This window comes from Pararhodobacter sp. SW119 (assembly GCF_017811755.1).
GTDB lineage: Bacteria > Pseudomonadota > Alphaproteobacteria > Rhodobacterales > Rhodobacteraceae > Pararhodobacter.
On record NZ_JADDJF010000008.1, the window covers coordinates 135,317 to 145,087 of the forward strand.

The 9,771-nt window shown below is 66.7% G+C and carries 8 protein-coding genes and 1 tRNA gene; 4 read left to right on the plus strand and 5 right to left on the minus strand.

The features are described 5' to 3' along the window. Window positions 1–57 precede the first annotated feature (57 nt). From IM708_RS07660 to IM708_RS07675, 4 genes are all read right to left on the minus strand, one after another. Window positions 58–1,698 carry an ABC transporter ATP-binding protein gene (locus IM708_RS07660; protein ID WP_209425749.1) on the minus strand — a complete coding sequence of 547 codons (1,641 nt, stop codon included), beginning with the start codon at window positions 1,696–1,698 and terminating at the stop codon, window positions 58–60. 2 nt (window positions 1,699–1,700) lie between these two features. Next, window positions 1,701–2,573 carry an ABC transporter permease gene (locus IM708_RS07665; protein WP_245243064.1) on the minus strand — a complete coding sequence of 291 codons (873 nt, stop codon included), beginning with the start codon at window positions 2,571–2,573 and terminating at the stop codon, window positions 1,701–1,703. A 58-nt stretch (window positions 2,574–2,631) separates the two neighbouring features. Then, the gene (locus IM708_RS07670; RefSeq protein WP_209425751.1) at window positions 2,632–3,588 is read right to left on the minus strand and encodes an ABC transporter permease; all 957 of its coding nucleotides are present in this window, start codon (window positions 3,586–3,588) and stop codon (window positions 2,632–2,634) included. 136 nt (window positions 3,589–3,724) lie between these two features. Beyond that, a complete protein-coding gene (locus IM708_RS07675; protein ID WP_209425752.1) occupies window positions 3,725–5,290 on the minus strand; it encodes an ABC transporter substrate-binding protein in 1,566 nt (521 codons plus the stop codon). A 230-nt stretch (window positions 5,291–5,520) separates the two neighbouring features. Here IM708_RS07675 and glpX point away from each other — a divergent pair, with 230 nt between their 5' ends. The 3 genes from glpX (at window position 5,521) to IM708_RS07690 (ending at window position 8,416) form a co-directional block, all read left to right on the plus strand. Continuing rightward, window positions 5,521–6,486 (plus strand): class II fructose-bisphosphatase, encoded by a 966-nt coding sequence (glpX, locus tag IM708_RS07680; RefSeq protein WP_209425753.1) that lies wholly within the window; start codon window positions 5,521–5,523, stop codon window positions 6,484–6,486. After that, entirely contained in the window at window positions 6,483–8,237 is a 1,755-nt protein-coding gene (recJ, locus tag IM708_RS07685) for a single-stranded-DNA-specific exonuclease RecJ (protein ID WP_209425754.1), read from the plus strand. Before glpX ends, recJ begins: the two co-directional genes overlap by 4 nt. Before the next feature lie 104 nt (window positions 8,238–8,341). Continuing rightward, window positions 8,342–8,416, plus strand: a tRNA-Glu gene (locus IM708_RS07690). 128 nt (window positions 8,417–8,544) lie between these two features. Here IM708_RS07690 and IM708_RS21230 read toward each other — a convergent pair. Continuing rightward, window positions 8,545–8,892: a hypothetical protein gene (locus IM708_RS21230; protein ID WP_245243058.1), complete on the minus strand. Its 348-nt coding sequence runs from the start codon at window positions 8,890–8,892 to the stop codon at window positions 8,545–8,547. 372 nt (window positions 8,893–9,264) lie between these two features. Between IM708_RS21230 and IM708_RS07705 the strand changes: the two genes are divergently transcribed. Continuing rightward, window positions 9,265–9,600 carry an H-NS histone family protein gene (locus tag IM708_RS07705; RefSeq protein ID WP_209425757.1) on the plus strand — a complete coding sequence of 112 codons (336 nt, stop codon included), beginning with the start codon at window positions 9,265–9,267 and terminating at the stop codon, window positions 9,598–9,600. The last annotated feature ends 171 nt before the right edge of the window (window positions 9,601–9,771 follow it).

The following is a 9,771-nucleotide window of genomic DNA, read 5'->3' on the forward strand; positions in this document are numbered from 1 at the left end:
GTTACGCCTAACAATTTAACCCGATTTTAACCCGCCTTTCGTGGATTCGATCGGGCGTCAGGCGTCGGCTGAGGTCGGGTGATCCTTCGACTTGCGCTCTTCCAGCAGGTTGGTCAGCCAGTCGGGGTCCATCTCGGGCACCGAGGACAGCAGAAGGTCGGTGTAGGGGTGGTGCGGGGGGCGGAACATTTCTTCCTTGGGACCCTGTTCGACCACCCTGCCCTTTTGCATGACCACCACGTCGTCGGCGATGGCTTTCACGGTGGCCAGGTCGTGGGTGATGAACATGTAGGCCAGGTTCAATTCGCCCTGCAGGCGGTCCAGCAGCTTCAGGATCCCCTCGGCCACGATCTGGTCCAGCGCCGAGGTGACCTCGTCGCAGATGATGAAGCGCGGCTCGGCGGCCAGCGCCCGGGCGATGCCGATGCGCTGCTTCTGCCCGCCCGAAAGCTCGGACGGCAGGCGGTCGATGAATTCGTCGGGCTCCATCTCGATCAGGTGCAGCAACTCGCGGATGCGTTCGTTCAGCTTGCGTCCGCGCAGGCCAAGATACATCTGCGCCGGCCGGCCGATCAGCTTGCGAATGGTCAGCTTGGGGTTCAGCGCGGTGTCGGCCATCTGGTAGATCATCTGCGCGTGGCGCAACTGGTCGCGCGTGCGCTTGCGGTAATCGGCGGGCAGCGGTGTGCCATCGAAGAGAACTTCGCCGTGGGTCGGCGGCAGAAGCCCGGTGATGACCCGCGCCGCGGTGGACTTGCCCGAGCCGGATTCGCCGACCACGGCGACGGTGCGGCGGGCGTGGATGTCGAAGCTCACGTCGTCGAGCACCTGTACCGGCCCATAGGAGGCCGAGACGTTGCGAACGGACACGACCGGTTCGCTTTTCGGGGCGTCCTGCGCGCTGCGCTTGAAGCTGCGCACGGCCCAGAGCGATTTGGTGTAGTCCTCCTGCGGGTCGGCCAGCATGGTGCGGGTGTCGGCTTCCTCGACCTCCTCGCCGCGCAGCAGGATCTTGATGCGGTCGGCCATCTGCGCAACCACCGCCAGATCGTGGGTGATGTAGATGGCCGAGGTTCCGAACTGCTCGACGATGTCGCGGATCGCGGCCAGCACTTCGATCTGCGTGGTCACGTCGAGCGCGGTGGTCGGTTCGTCGAAGATGATCAGATCGGGGCGGCAGGACATGGCCATCGCCGTCATCGCCCGCTGCAACTGCCCGCCCGAGACCTGGTGGGGAAAGCGAAAGCCGATCTCTTCGGGGTTCGGCAACTGCATCTTGCGGTAAAGCTCCACCGCGTCGCGTTCGGCCTCGGATCGGCCCATCACGCCGTGGCGCACGGGCGCCTCGACATACTGCTCCATCAGCTTGTGGGCGGGGTTGAAGCTGGCCGCGGCAGACTGGGCGACATAGGCGATGCGCTTGCCGCGCAGTCGGCGCAGATTGTCCTGGCTGGACTTGCGCAGATCGACCCCGTCGAAATCGATCGTACCGCCCGAAATGCGGCAGCCGTCGCGGGCAAACCCCATCGCCGCCAGGCCGATGGTGGACTTGCCGGCACCGGATTCGCCGATCAGGCCCAGCACCTCACCCTTCTTCAGCGTCAGGTTCACGCCTTTCACGATGGGCAGCCAGTCATCGCCGGCTTTCCCGTCGATCCGCAAATCGCGGATATCCAGAAGCAGGTCGCTATCGGCCATGGTCACTCCTTCAGTCCGCTGGCGCGGTAGAGCTGCCAGTCGACGACAAAGTTCACCGCCACCGTCAGCAGCGCGATGGCGCCCGCGGGCAGTAGCGGCGTGATGTCGCCAAAGGTGATCAGCGTCGCGTTCTCCCGCACCATCGACCCCCAGTCGGCGGTCGGCGGCTGGATGCCGAGGCCGAGGAAGCTGAGCGCCGAGATCGACAGGAAGACGAAGCAGAAGCGCAGGCCGAACTCGGCCACCAGCGGCGCGGTCACGTTGGGCAGGATTTCCCGCGTGATGAGGTAGGGCAAACGCTCGCCCCTCAGCCGCGCGGCTTCGATGTAGTCCATGACGACAACGCCTTCGGACACGGCGCGCGCCAGACGGAAGACGCGGGTCGAATCGATTACCGCGATCACCAGGATCAGCGTCATGATCGAGGTGCCGAAGATCGTCAGCAGCAGCAGCGCGAAGATCAGCGACGGAATCGCCATCAGCACGTCGACCAGCCGCGACATGCCCTGATCCAGCCAGCCGCCGACCGTCGCCGCCAGCAGCCCCAGAACCGACCCGATCAGGAAGGCCAGCGCGGTGGTGGCAAAGGCGATCCCGACGGTGTTGCGGGTGCCGTAGACCATGCGGCTGAACAGATCCCGTCCCAGCGCATCGGTGCCCAGCCAGTGCTCGGCTGTCCAGGGCTGGAACTGGGTGCCGACGATCTCGCGCTCCGGAAAGGGTGCGATCAGTGGCGCCAGGATCGCGACGATCAGGTAGATCACGATCACCATCATGCCGAAGGCGGCGGTCAGGGGGGCGTCGCGCAGGGCGCGGCTGGTTTCGCCGCGCGTGGCCGCGGTGGCAAGCTTGCGGAACCCCAAGGCCAACGCCATGGCGACGGTCAGTGCGACCGCGATCCAGAGAAGCGTGAAGATCATTCCCATGCCCCCCTCACTTCCGGTGCATCAGCCGCGGGTTCGACAGGGTCGAGATCACGTCGGCGGTGAGGTTGAGCAGGACATAGGCCGCGGCAAAGATCAGCGCGACGGCCTGGACCACCGGGATGTCCCGGCGCGAGACGCTGTCGACCATCAACTGCCCCAGGCCCGGATAGACGAACACCACCTCGACCACGACCACCCCGGTGATCAGGTAGGCCAGGTTGATCGCGATGACGTTGACGATGGGAGCGATCGCGTTGGGCAGCGCATGATGGACGATGACACGGGACGGCCGCATGCCCTTGAGCCGCGCCATCTCGATATAGGGGCTGGCCAGGAGGTTGATGATCGCGGCGCGGGTCATCCGCATCATGTGCGCGGTCACCACCAGCGTCAGCGTCAGCGCCGGCAGGAAGGCGCGATAGAGCTTCTCGCCCAGATCGGCGCCGGCGGGCAGCCGCGCCATCGACGGGAACCAGCCGCCCTGGGCAAGGATGTAGATCAGGATGTAGGCCACGAAGAACTCGGGGAAGGAAATCGCGCTCAGGGCCGATGAATTGGCCACGCGGTCGAAAAGCGAGTTCCGCCAGAGCGCGGCAAGGATGCCCAGGGTCAGGGCCAGCGGCACCGCCATCGCGGCGGCATAAAGTGCAAGGAAAAGCGTATTCCCCAGCCGCGTGGCGATCAGGTCCGACACCGCCCGGTTGCGCTGCGCCAGCGACGAGCCGAAGTCGAACTGCACCGCGCCCCAGAGCCAGTCGACATAGCGCAAGACCAGCGGCTGATCGAGCCCCAGCTCTCGCCGTATGGCGGCGACGGTTTCGGGGGTGGCGGCCTGGCCGAGCACGGCTTCGGCGAAGTCCCCGGGCAAGAGCTCGGTCGCGCCGAAGATCAGCAGGGAAACGACGAAAAGGGTCAGAAGCCCGAGCGCGAGGCGTTGGGCGATCATGCGCAGGACCAGCGTCAAGAAGTCATCCTCCGACTGCGGTCAACAAGGGGTAGTCCGCCGGCGGGATGGGTACGGTCGAATTGCACCCGCGCAGGACGCCGACGGCAAAAGGCAAACCCCGGCGCGCGTGTGGCGCACCGGGGCGTATCGCGGATCAGGCCATCCACCAGCGTTCCGGCGCGCGGAAGCCGTCCATCGTCCAATTCGCGCCGATATCCTCGGGCGTGGCGATGGCTTCCGACACCGCCATGACGTAGTTCGCGAACATCGGGATGATGGTCGATCCTTCGTCTTTGACGATGCGCTGCATCTCGACATACATCTCGCGGCGGCGCGTTTCGTCCAGTTCCGACCGCGCCTCGGACAGAAGCTGGTTGAAGCGCTCATGCTCCCAGAAGGCGTCGTTCCAGGCGGCGCCGGCGGCATAGGCGGTGGAGAACATCCAGTCCTCGGTCGGGCGCCCGCCCCAGTAGACCGCGGTGAACAGCTTCACCATCCAGACATTCGACCAGTAGCCATCGGACGGTTCGCGCACGACGTTGATGTTGATGCCGGCTTCCGCCGCGCTTTCGGCGAACAGGACCGCCGCATCGACCGCCCCGCCGAACGCCGCGTCCGAGGCCGACAGATCGACCTGCAGCGAATCCATGCCGGCTTCGCGCAGGTAATGCCGGGCGCGATCGGGATCGAGTTCGCGCTGCTCCAGTTCGTCGGCGAAGAAGCGGTTGGACCGTCCGATCGGATGGTCGTTGCCGACAACGCCGTAGCCCGACAGGACCGTGTCGACCAGCTGTTGCCGGTTGACGCCGTACTTCAGCGCCAGGCGGATGTTGTTGTCGGTGAAGGGATCGACACGACTGTCCATGACGAAGGTATAGTGCTGGGTTCCGGGGACCGAGATGATGCGGATGCTGCCCGACCGCTCCAGCAGGTGAACGGTGTTCAGGTTGACCCGGTCGATCACGTCCACCTCGCCGGTGATCAGCGCGTTCTGGCGCGCGGCGGCGTCGATGATCGGCAGCATGATCACCTCGTCGACATGCGCGCGACCCGACTTCCAGTAGTCGGGGTTGCGGGTCATCCGCGCCTCGACCCCGGGTTCGAAGTTCTGCATCACATAGCCGCCGCATCCATCGGCCGAGCTTGGGTCGATCCGTCCGTCCGACGACGGCATGATCGGCAGGTGGTAGTCCGACATGATGAAGGGGAAGTCGGCGTTGCCATCCTCCAGTTCGAAGACGACGTTCTGTCCGTCGACGCGGATGTCCCGGATCGGGTCCACGATCGGCTTCGCGGCCGAGGTCGAATCCTCGCCCCGGTGGTAGTTGATCGAGGCCACGACATCCTCGGGCGTCACGTCCTTGCCCGAATGGAAGGTCACCCCCTCGCGGATGCGGAAGGTCCAGGTCGCCGCGTCCGACGACGCGTCCCAGCTTTCGGCAATCTCGGGCTGCAGGGTGCCATCGGTGCCGATCTCGGTCAGGTAGTTGTGGATGGTCGAGGCCATGACCTGGACATAGGCGTTGTCCCAGGTCGCCGGGTCGAGGTTGTCCGACGTGTTGCCGTGGCCCATGGCGATACGCATGGTGCCGCCCTTGCGCGGTTGCGCCGCGGCTTTCCGGTAGCCAGCGGGCAGGATCAACCCGGCCGCGCCAAGCGCGGTGGCGCCCTTGATCAGGCTGCGCCGACTGATGCCCGCATCGAGGAGTTGCTTGTTCATTCCGGTCTCCCTGGTTTCTTGCATTCCGTGGGGCGATCGCTGTCGCCGCCCGTTCGGTCCGGTCGGCAAAATCCGGCCGAACCTGACTGCCCAGACAATAACCCCTGTCTTCAGAATTGCGAGCGGTTTCTTGAGCGTGCCTCGTCGCACGACGGGGGCGGCCCGGGCGGGTTGTGCCGGACAGCACACTGGCGGTACATGAAACCGACCCACCAGCCCGAGGACCGCCCATGGCCGATTCGCCCGAATTCCACGACCGCCTGCTGTCGCTCGGCCTGGCCCGGGTGTCCGAGGCCGCTGCGCTTGCATCGGCCGATTTTGTCGGCCGCGGAGACGAGAAGGCGGCCGACCAGGCGGCCGTCAACGCCATGCGCAACCAGCTCAACATGCTGGACATCCAGGGCGTCGTGGTCATCGGCGAGGGAGAGCGCGACGAGGCCCCGATGCTGTTCATCGGCGAGGAGGTGGGATCGGGCGCCGGCCCGGCAGTCGACATCGCGCTCGATCCGCTGGAAGGCACGACGCTGACCGCCAAGGACATGCCGAACGCACTGACCGTGATCGCCATGGCGCCGCGCGGCACGCTGCTTCACGCGCCCGACGTCTACATGGACAAGCTCGCCATCGGCCCGGGGTTCGCGCGCGACACTGTCACGCTGGACATGCCGCCCGCCGAGCGGGTGCACGCGCTGGCCCGTGCCAAGGGGTGCGACGTGGACGACATCACCGTCTGCATCCTGGAGCGCCCGCGCCACGAGGATCTGATCCGCGAGGTCCGCTCGACCGGGGCGGCGATCCGGCTGATCACCGATGGCGACGTGGCCGGCGTCATGCATGTGGCCGAGCCCGACCTGACCGGGATCGACATGTACATGGGTGCCGGCGGCGCGCCCGAGGGGGTGCTGGCGGCGGCGGCGTTGAAATGCATGGGCGGGCAGATCTATGGCCGCCTGCAGTTCCGCAACGACGATGAGCGCGCGCGCGCCGCCAAGGCCGGGATCACCGACCTGGACCGCATCTATACCCGCGACGAGATGGTGACCGCCGACGTGATCTTCTCGGCCACGGGCGTCACCGACGGCTCGATCCTGCCCGGCATGAAGCGAGAACCGGGCTGGCTGACGACGGAGACCCTGCTGATGCGGTCCAAGACCGGCTCGGTCCGACGGATGCGTTACCGCACCCCGGCGAAATGACGTCCCAGCCCGACGCCTACCTTGGGGTCGCGCAGTCTTTCACCGGAAGGCGCTGGGTGGGCCCCGACGCCGGCAATGAACGCCGGGCCGAGGCACTGGTGCAGGCGACCCGGCTGCCGCCGGCGCTGTGCTCGGTTCTGGCGCGCACCGGCATCGAGGCGGACGCTGTCGCGGATTATCTGGCGCCTTCGCTGCGCGCGCTGCTGCCCGATCCGATGCTGCTGCGCGACATGGAACCCGCCGCCGAGCGCCTGCTCCACGCGCTGGAGCGGCGCGAGCGGATCGCCGTCTTCGCCGACTACGATGTCGATGGCGGCGCGTCGGCGGCCCTCCTGCTGGTCTGGCTGCGCGCGATGGGGCACGATGCGACGCTCTACATCCCCGACCGCATCGACGAGGGGTACGGGCCGAACGCCCCGGCGATGGCGACGCTGGCCGGGTCGCACGACCTGATCGTCTGCGTGGATTGCGGCACGCTCAGCCACGAACCGATCGCCGCGGCACGGGGCGCCGATGTGGTGGTCATCGACCACCATCTGGGCACCGAGACGCTGCCGCCGGCGCTGGCGGTGGTCAACCCGAACCGGCAGGACGAATCGGGCGATCTGGGCCATCTCTGCGCCGCGGGCGTCGTCTTCCTGCTGCTGGTCGAGGCCAATCGCCGCCTGCGTGGCCGCGGCGTCACCGGGCCGGACCTGATGGGGATGGTCGATCTCGTCGCGCTGGCCACGGTTGCCGATGTCGCGCCGTTGATCGGAGTCAACCGTGCCTTCGTGCGGCAGGGGCTGAAGGTGATGGCTGCGCGCGCCCGTCCCGGGCTGGTCGCGCTGTCCGACGTCGCCCGCATCGACAGCGCGCCGAACCCCTACCATCTGGGTTTCGTGCTGGGACCGCGGGTGAACGCCGGCGGGCGCATCGGTGCCGCCGATCTGGGCGCGCGGCTTCTGTCCACCGCCGACGCGGCCGAGGCGGCGCGCATCGCCTTGCAGCTTGATGGACTCAACGCCGAACGGCGCGCGATCGAAGGCGCCGTGCGCGAAGAGGCCCTCGCCCAGGCCGAGCGGCGCGGCGTGGCGGGTCCGCTGGTCTGGGCGGCGGGCGAAGGCTGGCATCCCGGCGTCATCGGCATTGTCGCCGCCCGCCTGAAGGAGGCCACGAACCGACCCGCGGTGGTCATCGCGCTGGACGGTGACGAGGGCAAGGGCTCCGCCCGGTCGGTCGCCGGGGTCGATCTGGGCGCTGCGGTGCAACGGCTCACCGCCGAAGGCTTGCTCACGCGCGGCGGCGGACACCGCATGGCCGCCGGCCTGACCGTTGCCCGCGACCGGCTGGAGGCGGCGATGGACCGGTTGGGTGAACTTCTGGCGCGGCAGGGCGCGGGGCTGGGCGGCGCGGCCGACCTGCGTCTCGACGGCATCCTGATGCCCGGCGCGGTGACCCCCGAACTGGTCGAGGCACTGGAAACCGCAGGCCCCTTCGGCCAGGGCGCACCGGCGCCGCGCTTCGCCCTGCCATCGCTGCAGATCCGCGACGCCCGCCGCGTCGGAGAACGCCATCTGCGCCTGCGAATCGGGGACACGACCGGCCCGGCACTGGACGCCATCGCCTTCGGTGCCTTCGACACGCCACTCGGCTCTGCGATCGAACGCGCCGCCCCCGCCCGCATCCACCTTGCCGGCCGGATCGAGATCAACACCTGGGGCGGCGCGCGGCGTGTCCAGCTGCGCCTTGAAGACGCGGCGCCCGGGTGATCCGCACCCCTCTTGCCCGGCCCCGCGAACGCAACCCCGCTTCTCGAAAATTCCCCCTTGCACCCCCTGCCCGGCTGGCCTAAATAGCCGCGCACGCCCCAAGTGGCCCGTTCGTCTATCGGTTAGGACGCCAGGTTTTCAACCTGGAAAGAGGGGTTCGATTCCCCTACGGGCTGCCATCTCGCTTTGCAGCAGGCCTGTAAAATAAGGCCATAGCACGGAGAGGCGCCGGATTCCAGAGCGGTTCGCTACAGAATCCCCCCACCTTTTGCTACAAACGAAAAGGGCCTCCCGGAGGAGGCCCTGGTCAGTCGATGAAGAATTGTCTGCCCTCCAGGTGAGCGACGAGCTCGACAACCTGGACCCGTCTCTCCAGGTCCATCGTGTTGAAGAACTCGAACCCCTGCCCCACCGATTGGGCGCCATGCCGCTCCAGGTGGTCCAGCAGGTTCGACACCTCAAGATAGACTGGATATCTCACGATCAGGTCGACGCGATCGAACCCATCGCTGAACTTGTGAAAGTCCTGGATCGCGGTGACGATTCTGAAAAGCCCCAAGATAGGTAGTCCCGTGTCGCCGTCCCGCCACCGCTCCCAGGTCTCCAGCCTGCCCATGATGCCCATCTCTTGAAAAACCTCTCGAATGCGACGCATGCCGCCGACGCCTGAGCACCCTGGCGGGCGTTTTGAGGTGTGGCCCCGGCACCCGAGGCGCGGCGGTCATCAGACCCCGCCGTGGCGCGCGGGCCCAGGTCGATGGATGACACCCGCAACTCGAGCTTTGACTTGCCGTTGTATTCGGACTCCGAGAGCTCCCCGGCAACGGTCACGAACTGGCCCTTGACCAGGGAAGCGGCAAGGGTGTTGGCGAGGTTGCCCCAGAGGGCGCAGTCGATCCAGAGGGTCGTCTGGCGTTGCCCGAAGCCCACGTTCGAGACGATGCGGAAGTTGACCACAGGCGTGCCGCTCACGGTATTGAGGCGCGCGTCTTTCAGTGTGCCGCGCACTCAACAAACGGAGAATGACGTGAAAGACCTTGAGAAGATGTCTCCCAGGGAGCTCGAAGACCTCGCCCGCCAGGTGACCGCCATGGCCGAAAAAAAGAAAGATCAGTTCAAGAAAGACCTTCGGAAAGAGCTTGTCGATCGCATCCGCGCGGAAGGCTTCACCGTCGGCGACATCTTCCCCGAAGCCGGAACCGGCGCACGGGGCCGGAAAAAGTCTTCGTCGGCGTCAAACGCTGGCGTCAAGTTTCAAGACCCAAACAATCCCGAAAACACTTGGTCTGGCGCAGGGCGCCTACCCAACTGGTTGAAAGAAGCCGTCAAGCAAGGCCACGAAAAGGAGGAGTTCGCGGTCTGAGGCTGGGCACAACGGCGGCCACCGGGCGCAACCCCACACCTGGGGCTGACCGAACCTTCCCCTGCGTCCCCACAGCGGGCGCGCGGGGGCGAAGCCCCCGCATCACTGAGCCGCGCGCCTCAGCGCATCGAGATTGAGCAACCTGATGTCTGGAAATTTTGCTGAGAGCGT

Coding starts and splice junctions, on each gene's coding strand:
- IM708_RS07660 (WP_209425749.1), bottom strand. CDS start 1,698: ATGGCCGATAGCGACCTGCTTCTGGATATCCGCGATTTGCGGATCGAC.
- recJ (WP_209425754.1), top strand. CDS start 6,483: ATGACGTCCCAGCCCGACGCCTACCTTGGGGTCGCGCAGTCTTTCACC.
- glpX (WP_209425753.1), top strand. CDS start 5,521: ATGGCCGATTCGCCCGAATTCCACGACCGCCTGCTGTCGCTCGGCCTG.
- IM708_RS21230 (WP_245243058.1), bottom strand. CDS start 8,892: ATGCGTCGCATTCGAGAGGTTTTTCAAGAGATGGGCATCATGGGCAGG.
- IM708_RS07665 (WP_245243064.1), bottom strand. CDS start 2,573: ATGGCGTTGGCCTTGGGGTTCCGCAAGCTTGCCACCGCGGCCACGCGC.
- IM708_RS07675 (WP_209425752.1), bottom strand. CDS start 5,290: ATGAACAAGCAACTCCTCGATGCGGGCATCAGTCGGCGCAGCCTGATC.